The organism is Tardiphaga sp. 619_E2_N8_4, from assembly GCF_051810905.1.
Classification (GTDB): domain Bacteria; phylum Pseudomonadota; class Alphaproteobacteria; order Rhizobiales; family Xanthobacteraceae; genus Tardiphaga; species Tardiphaga robiniae.
Genome location: NZ_JBPWQJ010000001.1, coordinates 3,721,260 through 3,739,015 on the forward strand (window position 1 = coordinate 3,721,260; position 17,756 = coordinate 3,739,015).

15 protein-coding genes and 1 pseudogene are annotated in these 17,756 nt (G+C 62.1%); 9 read left to right on the forward strand and 7 right to left on the reverse strand.

Annotated elements, in window-relative coordinates; translation table 11 throughout:
• Positions 1–170: 170 nt before the first annotated feature.
• Positions 171–1,430 (reverse strand): MFS transporter, encoded by a 1,260-nt coding sequence (locus AB8A23_RS17830; RefSeq protein ID WP_439058703.1) that lies wholly within the window; start codon positions 1,428–1,430, stop codon positions 171–173.
• 154 nt (positions 1,431–1,584) lie between these two features.
• Between AB8A23_RS17830 and AB8A23_RS17835 the strand changes: the two genes are divergently transcribed.
• Entirely contained in the window at positions 1,585–2,979 is a 1,395-nt protein-coding gene (locus tag AB8A23_RS17835; protein ID WP_231080382.1) for an Nramp family divalent metal transporter, read from the forward strand.
• Positions 2,980–3,327: 348 nt separating this feature from the next.
• Here AB8A23_RS17835 and AB8A23_RS17840 read toward each other — a convergent pair whose 3' ends face one another.
• The gene (locus AB8A23_RS17840) at positions 3,328–4,008 is read right to left on the reverse strand and encodes a peroxiredoxin-like family protein (protein WP_089263840.1); all 681 of its coding nucleotides are present in this window, start codon (positions 4,006–4,008) and stop codon (positions 3,328–3,330) included.
• Positions 4,009–4,027: 19 nt separating this feature from the next.
• On the reverse strand, positions 4,028–7,354 hold the full coding sequence (locus AB8A23_RS17845) for an adenylate/guanylate cyclase domain-containing protein (protein WP_439058702.1): 3,327 nt from the start codon (positions 7,352–7,354) through the stop codon (positions 4,028–4,030).
• A 335-nt stretch (positions 7,355–7,689) separates the two neighbouring features.
• On the opposite strand from AB8A23_RS17845, the pseudogene AB8A23_RS17850 reads away from it, so the two are divergent.
• Positions 7,690–8,184, forward strand: a pseudogene (locus AB8A23_RS17850) (divalent metal cation transporter); the annotation flags it as partial.
• A gap of 58 nt (positions 8,185–8,242) precedes the next feature.
• Here the strand turns inward: AB8A23_RS17850 and AB8A23_RS17855 are convergent.
• From AB8A23_RS17855 to hemB, 3 genes are all read right to left on the reverse strand, one after another.
• A complete protein-coding gene (locus tag AB8A23_RS17855) occupies positions 8,243–9,019 on the reverse strand; it encodes an arginyltransferase (RefSeq protein WP_089263842.1) in 777 nt (258 codons plus the stop codon).
• Positions 9,020–9,118: 99 nt separating this feature from the next.
• The gene (locus tag AB8A23_RS17860; RefSeq protein WP_439058701.1) at positions 9,119–9,700 is read right to left on the reverse strand and encodes an RDD family protein; all 582 of its coding nucleotides are present in this window, start codon (positions 9,698–9,700) and stop codon (positions 9,119–9,121) included.
• A gap of 143 nt (positions 9,701–9,843) precedes the next feature.
• Complete coding sequence (gene hemB / locus AB8A23_RS17865) at positions 9,844–10,905, reverse strand: porphobilinogen synthase (protein WP_439058700.1); 1,062 nt, start codon at positions 10,903–10,905, stop codon at positions 9,844–9,846.
• 230 nt (positions 10,906–11,135) lie between these two features.
• Between hemB and AB8A23_RS17870 the strand changes: the two genes are divergently transcribed.
• From AB8A23_RS17870 to AB8A23_RS17895, 6 genes are all read left to right on the forward strand, one after another.
• Positions 11,136–11,615: a DUF6163 family protein gene (locus AB8A23_RS17870; RefSeq protein ID WP_089263845.1), complete on the forward strand. Its 480-nt coding sequence runs from the start codon at positions 11,136–11,138 to the stop codon at positions 11,613–11,615.
• A 55-nt stretch (positions 11,616–11,670) separates the two neighbouring features.
• Complete coding sequence (locus tag AB8A23_RS17875; protein ID WP_439058699.1) at positions 11,671–13,236, forward strand: AMP-binding protein; 1,566 nt, start codon at positions 11,671–11,673, stop codon at positions 13,234–13,236.
• 339 nt (positions 13,237–13,575) lie between these two features.
• On the forward strand, positions 13,576–14,088 hold the full coding sequence (ldtR, locus tag AB8A23_RS17880) for a transcriptional regulator LdtR (protein WP_068732529.1): 513 nt from the start codon (positions 13,576–13,578) through the stop codon (positions 14,086–14,088).
• A 201-nt stretch (positions 14,089–14,289) separates the two neighbouring features.
• On the forward strand, positions 14,290–14,646 hold the full coding sequence (locus AB8A23_RS17885; RefSeq protein WP_439058698.1) for a hypothetical protein: 357 nt from the start codon (positions 14,290–14,292) through the stop codon (positions 14,644–14,646).
• Positions 14,647–14,851: 205 nt separating this feature from the next.
• A complete protein-coding gene (locus AB8A23_RS17890; protein WP_093761448.1) occupies positions 14,852–15,082 on the forward strand; it encodes a hypothetical protein in 231 nt (76 codons plus the stop codon).
• A 35-nt stretch (positions 15,083–15,117) separates the two neighbouring features.
• The gene (locus AB8A23_RS17895; RefSeq protein WP_068732570.1) at positions 15,118–15,339 is read left to right on the forward strand and encodes a hypothetical protein; all 222 of its coding nucleotides are present in this window, start codon (positions 15,118–15,120) and stop codon (positions 15,337–15,339) included.
• Positions 15,340–16,322: 983 nt separating this feature from the next.
• Here the strand turns inward: AB8A23_RS17895 and AB8A23_RS17900 are convergent.
• Complete coding sequence (locus AB8A23_RS17900) at positions 16,323–16,691, reverse strand: nuclear transport factor 2 family protein (RefSeq protein ID WP_320444487.1); 369 nt, start codon at positions 16,689–16,691, stop codon at positions 16,323–16,325.
• A gap of 222 nt (positions 16,692–16,913) precedes the next feature.
• Here AB8A23_RS17900 and AB8A23_RS17905 point away from each other — a divergent pair, with 222 nt between their 5' ends.
• Entirely contained in the window at positions 16,914–17,540 is a 627-nt protein-coding gene (locus AB8A23_RS17905; protein ID WP_439058697.1) for a glutathione S-transferase family protein, read from the forward strand.
• Positions 17,541–17,756: the final 216 nt, after the last annotated feature.

Genomic DNA, 17,756 nt, shown 5'->3' on the forward strand with positions numbered 1-17,756 from the left:
GCGGACTGACCTTGTTGATTGGTGACAAGACAAAGGCTTGCTTGCCGCTTTGGCAAGAAAGTTCGCTTTGCTGCGACGCTTCGACGCGGCGTAACTACACTAACTATCCGTGCTGCGGTGCGGGGAGATCATGAGCGAGTGCGAACTACAGATGAACTACACCAAGCCTGTTAGACTTTCGTCGGAACGTATCCGGTCACATCGCCGACCATGTCCGGCTGCCGTTCCAGTGTAACCGCCGGAGAGGTCAGGATCACCACGGCCTGCCAGGCGAAACCCGCGACGGCGAGGTAGAGGCACGCCTCCGCGTGATAGAGCCCGCCGACAACGGCCGCGATCCCGGTTCCGATCGGACGGGCGCCGTAACTCAGGATGTTGATCGCGGAGACGCGTCCGAGCAGGCTCGGCGGCGTTACCGACTGTCGCAACGTCGCGGTGGAGATCACCCACAGGATCGGACCGACGCCGAGCAGGAAGAAGCTCAGGCCCGCCAAAGCCGGCGAGGGGATCCATGTGGTCAGTGCCATCACAACGGCGGAAACGAAGCCGGTGACGGGGCCAAGCGCGATCACGGTGCCGAACGGCAACCGTCTCATCACACGTGTTGCCAGCAGTGCGCCGATCACCATGCCGACGCCATACATCGCGAGTGTCACGCCGACGCCGGAGGCGGAGAGGCCGAGACGGCGAACCGCGTAAGGCACGAACACTGCCAGCACCATGAAGGATGCGGCGCTGAAGATGAACTGCGTGATGAAGACCGGTCGCAAATACTGGTGATAACAGACGAAGGACAGACCTTCGGCGATGTCCTGCACCGGATTGCGTCGCTGTACTGTCGTGCGCGTAGGCTCGTGGATGCCCGATAGCAACGCGACAGCGATGATCGACAGCGCTGCGGCAAAGCCGAAAGCAGGCGCGGCGCCAGTGAAGCCGACGAGCGCGCCGCCGACGGCAGGACCGCTCGCAAAAGCCACGGTGCGCGCGAGTTCGATCCGCGCATTCGCCGCGCCGAGCAATTGCGGTACGACCAGCGATGGCACAAGCGACGGCGCGGCGACGCTGTAGACCACGGTGCCGCACACCGCGACGAAGCCGAGCAAAGCGAGCAGCGGCATCGTCAGCGCGCCGAACCAGATCAGTGCCAGGATCAGCAACAGCGCGATCGCGCGCAGCGCCTCAGCTCCGGCCATCAGGGCACGGCGCGACATGCGGTCGGCGAGCAGGCCGGCGGGAATGGCGAACAGCACGAAGGGCAAGGTCAGCGCGGTTTGCAGCAATCCGGTCTGGCCTTCGCCGACGCCGAGCAATAGCACCGCGACGATGGGCGCGGCCGCTAGCGCGATCTGCTCGGCAGACTGCGCCGCGAGGTTCGACCAGGCGAGGCGGTTGAAAGTGTCAGGCAGTCGATCAATGGAGGAGTGGGACATGGCGATTCCTGTCTGTGACAGCCACCATGGGGGCCGGACGAGCACGCAGCCACCCGATTACTGAGCGCACGCCGTGACAGGGAGTGCCCACCAACCGGCTAGATGCAGTTGCAAATGAGTTGCAACAAGGGAGGGATTGCTCTATGCAGCTCTGATGGATGCACTTTCGCCGAAAACATCGCCCGATTCGTCAACGTCTCCAATCCCTGGCAGCGTTCCAGACGCGGCGGGCTGGCGCTCCGGCCTTGGCGGGGATTTCCGCCGCAGCCTCTCGGAGGTCAATTCGTCGATCCCGGTTCCGATCGGCGGCCACTGGTTTCGGCGGCTGCTGGCATTCGCCGGACCGGGTTACATGGTCTCGGTCGGCTATATGGACCCCGGCAACTGGGCGACCGATCTCGCAGGTGGCTCGAAATTCGGCTACACGCTGCTCTCGGTGATCCTGCTGTCGAACGTGATGGCGATCCTGCTGCAGGCATTGGCCGCGCGTCTGGGAATCGTCACCGACCGCGACCTGGCGCAGGCCTGCCGCGACAGCTTTTCCCGGCCGGTCAACATCATGCTGTGGCTGGCCTGCGAGACGGCGATCATCGCCTGTGATCTGGCGGAAGTGATCGGTACCGCGATTGCGCTGCAGCTGCTGTTCGGCATTCCGCTGATCGGGGGGGCGCTCATCACCGCGCTGGATGCCTTTTTGTTGCTGTTGCTGATGAACAAGGGTTTCCGTTTTCTGGAAGCTTTCGTGATCGCGCTGCTCATCGTCATCGCAGTCTGTTTCACGGTTCAGATTGTCGCTGCGGCGCCGCCCGTGGCTGCCGTGTTGAGCGGCTTCCTGCCGTCCACCGCGATCGTGACCAATCCCGAAATGCTCTACATTGCGATCGGCATTATCGGCGCAACCGTGATGCCGCATAACCTCTATCTGCATTCATCGATCGTGCAGACCCGCGACTATCCGCGCACCGATGCAGGCCGCCGCGACGCGATCAAGTGGGCGACGGCGGACAGCACCATCGCGCTGATGCTCGCGCTGTTCATCAATGCGGCGATCCTCATCGTCGCCGCGGCGTCCTTCCATACGTCAGGTCATGCCGATGTGGCCGAGATCGGTCAGGCTTACGAGTTGTTGTCGCCGTTGCTCGGTCTCGGCATCGCATCGACGCTTTTCGCGATCGCACTGCTGGCATCCGGCCTTAACTCGACGGTAACGGCAACGCTGGCCGGCCAGATCGTGATGGAGGGCTTTCTCCGGCTGCGCTTGCCGAACTGGGCGCGCCGGCTCGTGACTCGCGGCATCGCGATCGTTCCGGTCGTGGTCGTCACTGCGCTCTATGGCGAACGCGGCACCGGACAACTCCTCGTCTTCAGTCAGGTCATCCTGTCGATGCAATTGCCATTTGCAGTCATCCCGCTGGTGCGGTTTGTCTCGGATCGGCGAAAGATGGGTGACTTCGTAATTTCGCGGTCGGTCGCCACGGTGGCATGGATCATCGCTGGCATCATCGTGATCCTGAACTGCAAGCTGCTTTACGACACCTTTTTCGGCTGAAGCCTTGAAATTTAAGGCAGCTGCAGATGATGCCACCAGACTTTGGTGAAGGGGACTGGCCTTTGTGGCCATGTGCGACGTAATCCTGCCGCGCTGGATTTCGCGATCTCCCGCGTGAGCTCCATGACAGTCCGGCATGCCAGCGTCAGGCTTCCGTGACGCGACATCGCCTGAGCAATGTGGCGCGTGACGACCGAATCGACCAGTTTCGACGATTGCAGACGGCACATCCTTCGATGCCGCGGCGACTGCATAGGGTCCCAGCAAAGCGTAGATGCTTCCTTCGGCGACAATATGCGTTTGCAGGCTGAGTGAATCGGCCTCCAAGGCGACGTTGAGCGAAATGCCTTAGCCTGCAACCTCGGAAGCCGCTGACATCAGCTCTCGCGGAGTGGGAGCCCCGAACATGCGATTGCCCCCCTCAGGAACTTCGGTAAAGCTCCAACGTACGATGCCCTCCCGGTCAAGCAGGAATTGGCCAAAGAGCTGACCCTGGCCAGTTGTCAGCATGTGCTCGTCGGCTTCGGTTATTTCGTAGCCGTCCTTCGTGTTGAGAAGATCGGCCGCCGCCATCGGGTTCATCGGCTCGGGCAGTTCGCCCGGCATGTCCATCCGCATGCTCATGACGGCGTTCATACCCAGCTTGCGCGGCCATTCGGTTTCGCTCTCCGTGAACTCGAGATTGGGCAAGCCAAACGCGCGGTGCGAGACGCGCTCGGGGTCGGACGCGGCGAGCAGATTGGGCAAGGGATGATACCGGAAATAGAGCCGCGCACGGTCGATAGGCGTGTTGACCACCACGAGACTCTCGACGCCTTTCTCGCGCAGGGCCGGGTCAAGTTGTGCCTGGGCCGCGAGATGGCGCCGGCAGAACGGGCAGTGCAGACCTCGAAACAAGCCGACCAGTACTGGGCTGTGGCCGCGAAAGTCATCAAGCGCGATCTTGCCGTCACGTGTGATCGCATCCAGCACAATGTTCGGTGCGCGGTCGCCCGGGTGGAGTAACCCATCGACATGATGCTCAGACATGGTCAACCTCCTCTACTTGCTAATCAAGAAATGGCAGTACGACCAGCGCTTCGGGATTAAGCCCGTGCCGGGCGCAGACATCGTGCGCCAGAGCAAAATACCGCTCGGCCTCAGGCATGTCGCCTCGATCGAGGTTCAGCGTCGCGAGACCATCATAGCATGGAAAGAGCTGCTGGGGCTCGCCCGTTTCCTGCGCCACCTCAATTGCTTCATTGTAGCAGCGGGCGGCGAGTTCCGGCTGGCCATGACATTGATGAATTTGCCCGAGCACAATCAATGGCACAGCGAGATGTTCGCGCTGATCAAGCGAGCGGTCGAGTTCGATCGCCTTTTCGGCCGCCGGCACGCCTTCGTCGGCACACCTGTCCGTGAAGGTGCAACAGGCGACAGCGAGATTGACAAGGAGACGCGCCTGAAAACCGAGATCGCCGATCCGGCGGGCGACATCAAGACCGCGCCGGCATACTTCCATGGCTTGCGCCGGATCGACCATCGTGTAGAGCACGCCAAGATTGGTGTAGCCGCGGCAGGCTGCGCTGAGAAGGCCAGCGGCTTCGGCAACTGCGACGCTTCGCTCCACCTCGCGAACGGCCTCCTGGCTTCGGCCCAGCCGCGCCAATGCAACTCCCTTGGTATTGAGCGCCTCCGCGGTGGCGCGAGCCGCTTCTAGTCCGGCTTGCTTGTCTACCTCCGGCGGCACGGATTGAGCGTAGCCAAGCGCATCGTCTGCCCATCTCGCGGCCGCAGCATGATCGCCGATGCGAAACGCGAGGTGGCCGCGCTCCTGTAACAGGTGCGCCCACTCGATCGGCGCGTCCGTTCCTTCGAGCAACGCAGCCGCCTCGGCGTAATGCGCCTCCGCCCCGTTTCGTTTGCCGGCGTCCCACATCAAACGGCCAAGCTTGCGAAGTATCCGCGCTCCGGCGGCGCGGTCCCCGGCCGCGCGGTGGGCCTCCAATACCGTCTGGTAATGTTCGTCGGCCGTGTCACGCCGGCCCGCCGCTCCACACAGGTCGGCAATTCGTTCGTATAGCACAAGCCGTTCCGGTCCTTGATCGCCAGCGGTCAACAAGACGGCGAGGGCCTGCTGATAGAGGCGGATGGCGTCGTCGTTGGCATAGATCGCGCGTGCGCGATCGCCGGCCGCACTCAGGTAATGTGCACCCTTCGGCTTGCTCGCGCTGAGGCTGAAATGATGTCCCAGTAGGGAGAGGTCTTCGAGCCGCTCCGGATCATCTCCGCACAGCCGCTCCAGGACAGCACCGATCCGCCCATGCATCTCAATGCGCCGTTGCAGAAGGAGGTTTTGGTAGATCACATCCTGAAGCATGGTTTGCGTGAAACGATAGGATTGCAGCGAAATCGAGTTTGCGCCCGCGATCTCCTCGATGATCTCGGCGTCGCATAGCAGTTCAAGCCCTGCCTCTACTTTCGCCGGGTCGGTCGCTGTGGCACCGAGAAGGGCCGCATCAAAGCGCGGCCCGATGACCGCTGCCTCCTGAGCCAACCTGCGCACGCCGTGTTGCAGTCGGTCCACTCGCGCGAGCAGCAACGCCTGAATGCTCGCCGGGATGTCAGCGGCCGCTTCATCTGACTTGATCTGCCAATGCGAGCCGTCACGTTCCAAAATGCCAGCTTCGATGAGACCGCGTATGATTTCTTCAACGAACAGCGGATTCCCGCTTGCGCGTTCAAGAATTCGATTGAACAGATTGCCGGATGATCCATTCCAACCGTCACCGAAGAACGCCGCGAGCAGCTTTTGTCCGTCGGCGATGCCAAGGGGTACCAGCCGCAGTGTTGTATGGCTAATTCGACTTGAGTCGAGCTGATCCATTTCAAGTGTCGGCCGGTGTGTGAACAATAGCATCAGCCGCCCGCGCTCCAGCCGATCCATCACGAACCGCAGCGCCTCAAGCGATACGGCGTCGGCCCAGTGCAGGTCCTCGACAATGATCAGGAGGGGCGATAGGGCCAGACGCCGTTCGAAGACGGTGCGGATCGCGAAAAAAATCTGCCGTCGAAGCTGTTCCGGTTCAACGTGCTGCAGGGCGTCGTCGGGGTCGCAGAGACCAAGAACATAAAAATAGAGGGGCATCAGCCGCTCGACCTCTTCGGTCGCCATGCCCAGCCCCGACAACGCTTCGGCTAGCTTGGCTTGCGCCTCTGCCGCCGAAGCTTTGTGCGCGATGCCGTAGGCGCTACGCAGCACTGCGGCAAGAGTACCGTAGGATTGCTCGCCCAGCGGCGAGCAAGCGGCCCGCCGGATCGCCACGCCTGCGAAGCGATCCTCATCGCGAGCGCGGGTAGCGAATTCATCCACCAGGCGCGATTTTCCGATGCCGGCTTCGCCAACCAGCCGCATCAGCTGGGCAGCTCCGCCACACGCCAGATCAAGGCACCCCATCATACGGGCCATCTCCGCGTCGCGCCCGATCAGCGGCGCGCTCAGGCCCAGTATCTCGAGTCCGCGTGCCGCACGCGGTGTCTCGAGCGGGCCCCTCAGACGATGGACCAGGACGCTGCCTGCCTTGCCGCGCAGCGCAACGTCGCCGAGAGATTCATACGAGAATGCATGCCGGGTGAGGCGGTAGGTCAGCGGTCCCACCAGCACGTCGCCCGGGGGGGCCATCGACTGCAAGCGTTGAGCGGTATTCACCGTGTCGCCGGTCACAGAATAGGACTTGGCAACGCCTGCGCCCAATCCACCCGCAACCACGTGCCCGGTGTTGATTCCGATATGAAGCATGAGCGGCGATCCGGCGGATATCTTCGAACGTTCGCTCAAGCACGCCGTCCGCTTGATCATGTCGAGGGCCGCGCGGAGTGCCCGCTCAGGATCGTCCTCGTGCGCGGCCGGCGCACCAAACAGAGCGAGTAGCGCATCGCCAATGAATTTGTCTACGAAACCGCCGAAATTTTGCACCGCTGCGGTCAGTTCCTCGAATAATTCGTTCTGAAACGCCTGCACGACTTCCGGGTCGAGCCGTTCGCTCATCGTGGTGAAGCCGCTGAGGTCGGCAAACAGCACCGTGATGGTGCGGCGGTTAGCTTCGCTGTCGACCTTATGGAGCGTCCGCCGGGGGGCGCGCTCGGGCTCGACAAGCATCAGCGCCGGTGAACGGGCGCCAGTCGTGACCGTCGCCGGAATTGTTGGCGATGACGGCTCCCGCTGGTTGCCGGCCTTGGGGGCGTGATCGACGCGGGCGCCACATTTCGGGCAATACGCAAAATCCGGTGCGCACGCGTAGCCGCAACTGGGGCATGGGTCCGGCTGCTTCGCGCCGCATTTTGGGCAGAACGCAAAGCCGCTCTGAACCTCGAAACCGCAACACGAGCAGTTCATGGATCAAGACCTCGCGGAAGCCGCGATGGCACGATCTAATCCTGGACCTCGTCGAACAGGCCCTGGATCCCTGGTAACAATGGGCTTGTGGCGCCGGAAGAGCAAGCCATGGCTGCGGCCCTGCCAGCCGCATGCGCGACCGGGATCACCGATGCCGCTGATCGGGCCTCGACTACGCGCGGCGTAGTCCCGCAGCGCTGGATTTCGCGATCTCCCGCATGAGCTCCATGACAGTCCGACATGCCAGCGTCAGGCTTCCATGACGCGACATCGCCAGAGCAATGTGGCGCGTGACGATCGGATCGACCAGTTTCGACGATTGCAGACGGCACTCCGTCGATGCCGCGGTGTCCTTCCATACGTCAGATCATGCCGATGTGGCCGAGATCGGTCAGGCTTACGAGTTGTTGTCGCCGTTGCTAGGCCTCGGCATCGCATCGACGCTTTTCGCGATCGCACTGCTGGCATCCGGCCTCAACTCGACGGTAACGGCAACGCTGGCCGGCCAGATCGTGATGGAAGGTTTTCTCCGGCTGCGTCTGCCGAACTGGGCACGCCGGCTGCTGACTCGCGGGATCGCGATCGTCCCGGTCGTGGTCGTCACTGCGCTCTATGGCGAACGCGGCATCGGACAACTCCTCGTCTTCAGTCAGGTCATCCTGTCGATGCAGCTGCCATTTGCGATCATCCCGCTGGTGCAGTTTGTCTCGGATCGGCGAAAGATGGGTGACTTCGTAATTTCGCGGTCGGTCGCCACGGTAGCATGGATCATCGCTGGCATCATCGTGATCCTGAACTGCAAGCTGCTTTACGACACCTTTTTCGGCTGAAGACCTGAAATCCAGGACGGTCGCGGATGATGCCGAAGGCGGTCGTCAGCCGGGCCAGCTAATCCTGCGGCTCGGGCATGGTCTCGCCGGTCGCGTCCACGCGCAGCCATCCTGATGGCGCCAGCCGCTGCTGCGGCAGATAGCGGCCCTTGTAGTCCATCTTCTTGGAGCCTTCGATCCAGTAGCCGAGATAGACGTAAGGCAGGCCGAGCCGCCTGGCGCGGGCGATGTGGTCGAGGATCATGAAGGTGCCGAGCGAGCGGCTTTCTTCACCGGGCTCGAAGAATGAATACACCATCGACAGCCCATCGCTGAGCACATCGGTCAACGCGACCGCGAGCAGGTCCTCGCCGCGTCCGGTGATGCCTGTATCGGGGCCGCGGCGGCGATATTCGATGATGCGGGTTTCGACGTGGCTGTCTTCCACCATCATGGCGTAGTCGAGCACGGTCATGTCGGCCATGCCGCCATGGCGATGGCGCTGGTCGAGATAGGCGCGGAACACGGAATACTGTTCGGAGGTCGGCACCGCGCTGCGCTGCTCGCCGATCACGTCGGCATTGCGTGCCTGGATCTTGCGGAAGTTGCGCGACGGCTTGAACTCATTGGCGATGACCCGGACGGAAACACAGGCGCGGCACTGGTCGCAGGCCGGGCGATAGGCGATCGACTGGCTGCGCCGGAAGCCGCCATGGGTGAGCAGGTCGTTGAGATCGCCGGCCTTGTCGCCGACCAGATGGGTGAAAACTTTCCGTTCGTGCCGGCCCGGCAGGTAGGGGCAGGGCGACGGCGCCGTGAGGTAGAATTGCGGAGTGTCGCGGGAGTGCTGGGTCACGGGTTGCCGTCGGTCTCCGAAGCAGTTTGGCGTAGCATCGCGCCGGCCGGGCAAACGGTCAATCGCTTTGCCCGGCCAAGTTGGCGTCCTTCGCGGCTGTTAGTAGGCACGGCCGGGCGGCTGGGCGTAAGCGGCGCGGACCACGGAATTATTCACCACCACGGTTCCCAGCACGAGGTCGTGCAGCAGCTGACGGCGGCCGTTGAGCAGGCCGACCACCAGCACCAGCGGCGTGAGTAGCGACACCGAGGCCCAGAACAAGACCGCGTGTGCGGCGCCAAGCACGAAGTAGCCCGGCGTGCCTGAGAAGGTGCGCATCTGCAGATCCATCATCCGCATGCCAACGGTGGCCGAATGCGGGCCGCCCAGCGACATGCCGTAATAGACGACCGGCCAGATCACCGTCGCCGGCGAGATCAGCCAGAACAGCGCCCAGCCGAGGCCGAGGGTGACGACGCCGAACAGAAGGATGAAAACCCACGCCAGCACAATCGGAATCGCCAGCACGACGAGATCGATCAGGAAGGCGACAACGCGGCGCATCAACACGCCGCGGAACAAATCCGGCTGCGCATAGGGATCGAAGGCATGGGCGCGGGGCGGGGTACCGGCACTGCGCCAGGTGTCACCCTGCCAGCTTCCGTTATTGGGGCCGCCAGCATTCGGGCCGGTATCAGACATGACGCATCCCTCCGTTTGCATCCTCACGATCCATCACATGGATATCACCAGACCGCGCAACAAGTGCGCGGAATCGTTACAGACTGTCCATGACGTAAATCAGGCGTGGATGTAAATCAGGCGAGGCTTGAGCGCGGATGCGCTCAGCGCGCAGCCTTGATGCGTTCCGCGGCATGCGGCGCGAAATAGGTCAGCACACCATCGGCGCCGGCGCGCTTGAAGCCGAGCAGGCTTTCCATGATGGCGCGGTCGCCATCGATCCAGCCGTTATTCGCGGCGGCCATGATCATCGCGTATTCGCCGGACACCTGATAGGCGAAGGTCGGAACCGCGAACGTGTCCTTCACGCGGCGCACAATATCCAGATAGGGCATGCCCGGCTTGACCATGACCATGTCTGCGCCTTCGGCCAGATCGAGTTCGACCTCGCGCAGCGCCTCGTCGGAATTGGCGCTGTCCATCTGATAGGTACGCTTGTCGCCGGTCAGCGTCTTGGCCGAGCCGATGGCGTCGCGGAACGGGCCATAGAAGGCCGAGGCGTATTTCGCGGCATAGGCCATGATTTGCACGTCTAGGAATCCGGCGTCATCCAGCGCCTCGCGGATCGCACCGACACGGCCGTCCATCATGTCCGATGGCGCAATGATATCGCAGCCGGCTTCGGCCTGGACCAGCGCCTGCTGGACCAGCACGGCGACGGTCTCGTCGTTGAGGATCTTGCCGTTCTGGATCAACCCGTCATGGCCGTGGCTGGTGAACGGGTCGAGTGCCACGTCGCAGAGCACGCCGAGATCCGGGAATTCCTTCTTGATGGCGCGCACGGACTGGCAAACCAGATTGTTGGCGTTGCAGGCCTCGGTGCCCATCTCGTCGCGCAGCGACGGGTCGGTATAGGGGAACAGCGCGATGCAGGGGATATCCAGCTTCACGGCGCGCTCGGCATCGCGGACCGCCTGATCGACGCTGAGGCGTTCCACGCCAGGCATCGAGGCGATTGGCGCGCGCTGGTTGTCGCCGTCGATCACGAAAAGCGGCCAGATCAGGTCGTCGGTGGTCAGCACGTTCTCGCGGACCAGCCGGCGGGCCCATTCGGACTTGCGGTTACGGCGGGGGCGGGTGGTCAAGCCGAGGGAGGGGGCATCATAAGTGGCCGGGCGGGGAGCGTGATCGCGCAATTCGATGGGGCGCCCGAACTTGATTGCCATAATACCGTCTCTCCCGCGGGCCTTCGTGAGGTCGAAAGCCCCTTAAATTCGACCTGTTCTAAGTCTAGCACCTTGATGTCCCGGCGTCACCGCGATCATGCACGTCATGCGCACGTGACGTGACGGGCTGGGTCATTGATTTTGCAGGCCCAAAGGCTCACAAAAAGCTCCCATGAATCGCTCAAACCATCGCCCAAACGTCCAGTTCCCACCCGTGAGATCGCATTCGCATGTCTGAGCAGATGCCGCGCGACCTCGGGTCGAGAGACCCCACGTCGCGGGACCATGCCATGTCGGTTGCGGCGATCTCGTCCGGACGCATCGAATCCGACGAGAACATCTGGACCCGGCGCCTGGTCCTGTTCCTGCGCGTGATGGCCGTCGTCTCGATGATGCAGGGCCTTTATCACTGGGCGCAGGTCACCGGCTTTGTCGGTACCGAGGATGACGCCTTCGAGGTCCAGACCATGGGCTGGCAGACCGCCACGGTCTATTTCGCCGTCATCGAGCTGGTCAGCGCCGTCGGCCTCTGGCTCGCGACGCCATGGGGCGCCGTCGTCTGGCTGACAACCGTGGTGTCCATGGCGGTTATCGAGCTGATGTTTCCGACCATCTATGGCGGCAACCTCCTGATCGTCGGCGTCCAGGCTGCGTTTCTCGCAGGCTACCTTGCGCTGGCATGGATGGCGGCGCGCGAACGGCCGCCATAGGCTCAGGACGTCAAGCAGAGGCCTCGCAGAAGGCCCTGCATTCAGGGAGGTCATTTTGAACCAGCTTTATTCCGGCGGCACCGCCGGCAGCATCATTGTCAGCGCCATCGCCCGCTATGGCGATCAGCCTGCGCTCGCGGACGGCCATGTCCGCTGGAGCTACCGCGAATTCGGCGACGTGGTCGCGCGTTTCATCAGCCTGTTCCGCAGCCTTGGCCTGAAGAGGGGCGATGCGCTGTCCATTCTCTCCGGCAACCGCGCTGAGAGCTGGGCCGCGATTTCCGCCGCCGCCGTCATGGGCCTGCGCTACACGCCGCTGCATCCCATGGCCGCCGAGGACGATCACGCCTTCATTCTTGAGGATGCCGAGATCTCCGCGCTGATCGTGGAGGCCGGCAAGTTCGCCGCGCGCGGCCTCTCGCTGCGCAGCCGCGTGCCGGGCCTGAAACATCTGCTGTCCTTCGGCGCGCTCGATGGCGCGCGCGATCTCTTGGCCGAGCTGCCGAACGTCACGCCGGCGCCGCTGGTGGACGAGAGCAGCACCGGCGATATCTGCTGGCTGGCTTATACCGGCGGCACCACGGGCCGTTCCAAGGGCGTGATGCTGCCGCATCGCGTGCTGGTGGCGATGTCGCTGGCAATCTATGCGGACTGGGACTGGCCGGCCGATATCCGCTATCTCGCCGCGACGCCGATCAGCCATGCCGCCGGCATCACGCTGTTTCCGGTGATGCTGCGCGGCGGCTTCGCACGGCTGGTGCAGGGCTTCGATGCGGAGACCTATTGCCGCGTGGTGCATGAGGAGAAGATTACCGCGACCTTCCTGGTGCCGACGCTGATCTATGCGCTGATCGACGCGCCGAAGCTGCGCGCCAAATACGACATGTCGTCATTGCAGATGATCGTTTATGGCGCGGCGCCGATGTCGCCGGACCGGCTGCGCGAGGGCGTTGGCATCTTCGGCAATGTGTTCGTGCAGCTCTACGGCCAGACCGAAGCGCCGCAGATCATCACCACCATGCGCAAGATCGATCACGACGACAGCAAGCCGGGCCGTCTCGGTTCCTGCGGCCGCGCCAATCCGATGGTCGAGGTCAAACTGTTCGACGCCGAGATGCGTGAAGTGGCGACAGGGGAGCCCGGCGAGATCTGCGTGCGCGGCTCGCTGGTGATGGATGGCTACTGGAAACGGCCGGAGGCCACCGAAGACGCGTTCCGCGGCGGCTGGCTGCACACCGGCGATGTCGCCGTGAAGGACAGCGACGGCTTCTTCTATATCGTCGACCGCACTAAGGACATGATCATCTCCGGCGGCTTCAACATCTATCCGCGTGAAGTCGAGGATGCCTTGATGGCGCATCATGCGGTGGCGTCCGCCGCCGTGATCGGAATTCCCGATGCGAAGTGGGGCGAGGCGGTGAAAGCCTTCGTGGTGCTGAAAGCCGGCGCGAATAATTCTGTGGAGGAACTTCAGGCGCATGTGAAAGACAAGCGCGGCGCGCCGTGGTCGCCGAAGACCATCGATTTCGTCAGTGAGATCCCCGTGACTGGCCTCGGCAAGATCGATCGCAAGGCTTTGCGCGCGCCTTATTGGGACGGGCGAACGCGCGGAGTTGCGTAAAATTGTCGAATTAATTTTCGGGGCGTTGGCGGTAAGACTTCGGTCACCCTAACACCCCGGTTACGAACCTTACGCGAGTGTTTCGAATTTTAGGCAAGCTGTTCCGCTATGCGACAGATCGGGCGGACAAAGCTGGAACATGGGCTCTGCAGCGTGAATCAAACCTTGCGAAAACCCCTTGTTTCACCGGCTTAATCTCAGATTCACTGTCTCAAATTCATGATCTCTTTATTGTCTTATTTAAGCGGTTCTTCAAACGCTCCCCCTTAAGTTGGCCCTATCAGACGGGACACAAGTTTCGTCGAATAAGTCGATAAAAACGACAACAGGGGTAGTGTCATGATGAAGACCGTTGCGACGGTGGAAAGCGTCGATCTCGTTCCGGGCCAGGCGCCGGTTCAGCCGCTTTATCTGGAAGCCTTGACGTTGGTGGAGCGTCTGCATCGCCGTCTGCTCGACGTCATCAAGGATGAATTCGATCGCCGCGGCCGCGCTGATATCAATTCGGTCCAGGCACTGCTGCTCTACAATATCGGCGACAAGGAACTGACCGCCGGCGAGCTGCGCACCCGTGGTTACTATCTCGGCTCCAACGTGTCCTATAACCTGAAGAAGCTCGTCGAACTCGGCTTCCTCGATCATCAGCGCTCGCGCGTCGATCGTCGTTCGGTTCGCATCCGTCTGACGGCGCAGGGCCAGGAAATCCGCCACATCGTCGACGCGCTGTATCAGAAGCACGTCAAGACGGTCGAGCAGGTCGGTGGCATCTCCAACGAGGAATTCGCGACCCTCAACAAGTCGCTGCACCGCCTCGAGCGCTTCTGGACCGACCAGATTCTGTATCGTCTCTGAGACTTTCGACCTCCAAGTCGCCGAACCACTGCCGACGGATTGCCCTCCGAAAGCACATCGAAATGCGCGCAAGACGCATGCGAGACTGAAATTGATCAAGGCGCCCTCGCAGGGCGCCTTTTTCTTTGGCGTTACGCGCATCCCACGCTTGCTGAACGAAAACACCTCCAAGACAGACACAGAGATATTGGAGATGATTTCATGAAGCGCTTGTTGATCTTTTTGCTCCTCTTTCCTGCCGTTGCGACTGTCGCGTTCTACGCAGTGACGTACGTCCTGACCGGCGCAGCGGTGGATAGCGGTACAGGGCCGGTGTTCATGTATCTCGTCTTTATTGTGCCGGGGCTCTTGGTCGCTCTGCTCGACTGGCTGATTGCCAGAACGTCCATGCCTGCGGTCATGACGACGACACTTCTTGCCTACGGGCTGTCGGTGTTGGTGATGGCCTTGCTTCTCGGCTCCAGCAAGCAACTCGTGGCACTCGGTCTGATCGGCGCAATTCCAGCCGCCGTGTGTTCGTGGCTGTCAAATAAACCAGAGGAAATCGTAAATGCGTGAGCGATGCATCGCTCGTGCCAAGCCTTGATGGGTTTTGCGGAGTTTAACATCGGGCGCGCTTCGCGTGACCTGTTGGCTCACTCCATCCCGGGCTTGCTTGCCGGCGGAGAAGCGTTCCGTTCTGCCCGCTCGTGAAATTTCCTTCGTCTCTCGTGGAACCGGTTCCATTCTCGCGGCTTATCGCTTCGTCAGAAGGGATCAAGTCATGCTGGTCGAACGCGGTCTGAAAGTGATGAATGTCGAGGCGGTGGGCGACGCCTATGCCATCGCTGCGAACTACCTGCGCAAGTCCGGCGCGATCCCCGATACTTATCTCACCAACGATCGGCTGCTCGAAATCATCGTCCGGATGTTTCATCGCGGCGAAGACAACAAGCTTCGCCTTGCGAACAAAGCGATCGCGCAATTCCAGGCTGCACGGGCTGAAGCCGCGTAGCCGGTTTTCTGATGTCCAACGGGGAAAATGACGACATGCAGATTGCCATCGACCGCATCATGCACACCTATGACCTGATGATGAGCCGCACCCAGGCGGCATCGGACGAAGCCCGCACCAAGGTGACCGACTATGTGCAGTCGCTGTTCGACGGTGGCGAGAAGGATCCGCACCGGCTGACGGTGTTCGGCTTGACCTATCTGCGTGAGCTCGATGGCAGCAACGATCCGGTGAAGGCCGGGTTTACCGGGCTTTGAGGGAGTTGGGCGCAATAGCGCTGCGTTTAAGCGCTGGCGCCCTGTCCAGGGCTTCATCAGATTCAACTGTCAAACAGCCACTGCTCTTCAGACATGCGTCATCACCCCCATTGTTTGCGGCGCGGGGGCGCCGTCGTCTGCTGCATTCCCGCCCCTTGTGAGAGGGCGTGCGGAACGCCGGGTGCCCGTTGCACCCTGGGGCCTGATGCGAATGCGGTCTTCCGCAATTGTGAGTGCATCAGGACTTTCGGAGGCGCCGAGCAAGTGCCCGACGTTCCGCCTGCGGTGTTTTTTCGGTTGCTTGCACTTTGCCTCGACGAACGCTCCGATCGCGAATTAAAGTCCCAAGGCGATGGGAAGGGAGCCTCAAGCGAGTAAGCCGAACGCGTTTTGATTTGGTCGTCCGTCACACTGTCCAGGGAGTCTTTCCATCCCAAGGCCGGCCGTCTCCTTGCCAGTGGCAGTGCTGGCGCAGATCCGTCCTGCCCGAAGACAGACGTCACCCCCAAACCGCGTAACGCCGCATCTCCGGCGTCCACCGCATCCTGCCCCGCGAACGTGACGATCGCGATCGCCCCTCTCGGTGGGGCAGGACGGAGGGGAATATAATCAAGTTAGGGATGCAGTCAACGGGAGATAGGAAAAAATGTTTGGGTGCGCTCAGCCCGAGTCCGCCTCACACTCGTCATTCCGGGGCGCGGCCGGCACTTGCCGGACGCGAACCCGGAATCCCAGCATGGGAGTCTCTAGTCAGCGCCAAACATGTCGGGATTCCGGGGGCGCGCTCTGCCGGCTTCGCCGGCGACGCACGCCCCGGAATGACGATGGTGGCTGAACACATCGGGATGCCGGCTCATGCCGACCGCTTCGCAGTCCGGACTGCCCTCGGGCACACCAGTTGGTGGGGAATGACGAGCGGGACGCGATGCGCTCATCACACGCGTGCTCATCGAAGCACTGTCGTCGCGGTTCTGCTACTCGAACTATCGCTCGACAAGATGCGCGCGCGAGACTGCAGGTTCAAACCGATCGGCGAAATACTGCGTTTCGTTGGCCACCCGTCCGTCGCGGAACTCCATGATGCTCACCGCGTAAGATGGTATACCGTCATAGGTCAGGATGAATTCGGTGACCCATAATTCGCCGCTGCCGATAATCCGCCGAACCGTAAAACGTTTCTCGTTTGGCTGGACAAGCCGGCTCATCTGAATGTTGTGTCGACCGCGGATGCGCTCCCCCGATTGAGGATAATAAAGCATCGCATCCTCATGGTAGATGTCATGTTCGATATCGAAATCGTTCGCGTCCGATGCAGTCCAATGACGCTCCAGGGCGGCCCGTACATCGTCCATCTCAACCTCCTGCGATAGGCCTCAGGTTGGCGGCTTGGCTTGGTGCAGAGGGGAAGGAGAGCCGAACCTCTCCACAACGACAGACAGTCGCCTTACCGGCAAACTAGCATGGAAAAGCTCGCGAAGATTTTCTTGTTCGCTGTTTCCGCGCGATAATCCTCGAAGACTTCTCTCACGCCGACGGTCTACAGATCGGGCCGGGGACAACACAAGGACACGCCCATGCTCACGCTTCATCATCTCAACGACTCCCGCTCGCAGCGGATCATCTGGCTGCTGGAAGAACTCGGCGCGCCCTACGATCTGACAACCTATCAGCGCGATGCGCAGTCGCGGCTGGCGCCGCCGGAATTGGAGGCGGTGCATCCGCTCGGCAAGTCGCCTGTCATCGTCGACGGCGATGTGACCATCGCGGAATCCGCGGCGGTCGTCGATTACGTCATCCGCCGCTACGGCAAGGGCGCGATGCGGCCGGCGGAAGGCACTCCGGAGCATGAGGCCTATCTCGAATGGCTGCATTATGCCGAGGGCTCGGCGATGTTGCCGCTGATGCTCAATCTCTACGTGTCTCGCCTGAAGGAGGCCGGTGCGCCGTTGCGGCCGCGGATCGACAGCGAGATGGCCCGGCATCTCGGTCATGCCAACCGGGCGCTGCAGGGCCGCGCGTTCTTTGTCGGCGACAGCCTGACCGGCGCGGATATCCAGATGAGTTTCGTCGCCGAGGTCGCCGGCAGCTTCGACCGGCTCAAGGCCTATCCCGATCTGGCCGCCTGGATCGGCCGGATGCATGCCCGCCCGGCGTTCCAGCGCAGCGTGGAGAAGGGCGGGGTATACCGGCTGGCGAAATAGGGCGATTGGGGTCTTGGACGACGCTGGCCCCACACTCGTCATTCCGGGGCGGGAGCGGCGCCGAAGGCGGCGAACCCGAGCCCGGAATCCCGAGCTGTTTTGCGCTGAACATGTCGGGATTCCGGGCTCGAGCTCTCAGCTTCGCCGAGATATCGCCCCGGAATGACAGTGAGAGTACCGATCAGCTTGTGCAATCGCCGCATTTACCCCGCTGCC

What these genes read in the sequence shown, in the direction of transcription:
- hemB (WP_439058700.1), bottom strand. Translation starts at nt 10,905, where the DNA reads ATGGCAATCAAGTTCGGGCGCCCCATCGAATTGCGCGATCACGCTCCC.
- AB8A23_RS17900 (WP_320444487.1), bottom strand. Translation starts at nt 16,691, where the DNA reads ATGGACGATGTACGGGCCGCCCTGGAGCGTCATTGGACTGCATCGGAC.
- AB8A23_RS17845 (WP_439058702.1), bottom strand. Translation starts at nt 7,354, where the DNA reads ATGAACTGCTCGTGTTGCGGTTTCGAGGTTCAGAGCGGCTTTGCGTTC.
- ldtR (WP_068732529.1), top strand. Translation starts at nt 13,576, where the DNA reads ATGATGAAGACCGTTGCGACGGTGGAAAGCGTCGATCTCGTTCCGGGC.
- AB8A23_RS17890 (WP_093761448.1), top strand. Translation starts at nt 14,852, where the DNA reads ATGCTGGTCGAACGCGGTCTGAAAGTGATGAATGTCGAGGCGGTGGGC.
- AB8A23_RS17905 (WP_439058697.1), top strand. Translation starts at nt 16,914, where the DNA reads ATGCTCACGCTTCATCATCTCAACGACTCCCGCTCGCAGCGGATCATC.
- AB8A23_RS17830 (WP_439058703.1), bottom strand. Translation starts at nt 1,430, where the DNA reads ATGTCCCACTCCTCCATTGATCGACTGCCTGACACTTTCAACCGCCTC.
- AB8A23_RS17860 (WP_439058701.1), bottom strand. Translation starts at nt 9,700, where the DNA reads ATGTCTGATACCGGCCCGAATGCTGGCGGCCCCAATAACGGAAGCTGG.
- AB8A23_RS17840 (WP_089263840.1), bottom strand. Translation starts at nt 4,008, where the DNA reads ATGTCTGAGCATCATGTCGATGGGTTACTCCACCCGGGCGACCGCGCA.
- AB8A23_RS17835 (WP_231080382.1), top strand. Translation starts at nt 1,585, where the DNA reads ATGGATGCACTTTCGCCGAAAACATCGCCCGATTCGTCAACGTCTCCA.
- AB8A23_RS17885 (WP_439058698.1), top strand. Translation starts at nt 14,290, where the DNA reads ATGAAGCGCTTGTTGATCTTTTTGCTCCTCTTTCCTGCCGTTGCGACT.
- AB8A23_RS17895 (WP_068732570.1), top strand. Translation starts at nt 15,118, where the DNA reads ATGCAGATTGCCATCGACCGCATCATGCACACCTATGACCTGATGATG.
- AB8A23_RS17870 (WP_089263845.1), top strand. Translation starts at nt 11,136, where the DNA reads ATGTCTGAGCAGATGCCGCGCGACCTCGGGTCGAGAGACCCCACGTCG.